Source organism: Paenibacillus sp. 01T422, from assembly GCF_056398785.1.
Window position 1 is genome coordinate 1 of sequence record NZ_JBFTQB010001462.1, and the last position, 774, is coordinate 774.

The 774-nt window shown below is 48.3% G+C and carries 1 protein-coding gene; it reads left to right on the top strand.

Annotation, left to right across the window (positions count from 1 at the left end; genetic code table 11):
• Positions 1-35: 35 nt before the first annotated feature.
• On the top strand, positions 36-774 hold a 739-nt coding region (locus AC1DUA_RS39515; protein ID WP_477504870.1), incomplete at its 3' end, for a polysaccharide deacetylase family protein.

A 774-nucleotide genomic window follows, 5' to 3' on the forward strand; every position in this document is an offset into this window, starting at 1 on the left:
AGCTAGAGCATATCACAATGCTCGGAGGGATTGCCATGACCACCAAATGGATGTGCTCCGCTGCCATCGTTTGCCTGCTAGCTGCTGGATGCGGTGTGCCAAAAAGCAAGCCATATCCTGATCAGCGCTCAGCGCAAAACGCACATGTCGATGAGCAAGAAGCAACTATAAAGTCCAGCCTCAATAACAGTGTATTTGATTTTGAACCTTTGCCGAGCCCAAGGAACATTGAAGCATTAACACCAACACCGACAACAACACCCTTAACTACCGTACCACCTAAATCTGCACCAACGGCTGTTACACCCAGTCCGTCGCCCAGAACCAACCCAAAGAAAGCCGCGCATCCCGAAGGATCTAGCTCTAAGAAGCCCTCGGTTCCCGTTCAAAAAAATTCAGGCCAAGTTCGAATTTCCCAGAAAAAACTTACGCTTTCGCAGCTCGTAGTCAAATACCCGGACACCTTTAAGCTGCGCGGGTCTAGTCAGGAGAAGAAGGTCGCGCTAACCTTCGATGATGGGCCTGACACACGGTTTACACCTAAGGTGCTTGACGCTCTTAAGGCTAATCAGGTCAAAGCAACCTTTTTCGTGCTTGGCTCACAGGCTAGTACCCACCCTGATATCATTAGACGAATTGTTCGTGAAGGTCACGTCATTGGCAATCATTCTTATAGCCATGCGAATTTGCCCAAATTATCGGTGGACAAATTCCAAAACCAAATTATGAACACCGAAAATGTGCTTCAAGGCTTAATCGGCTACGCTCCTAAGC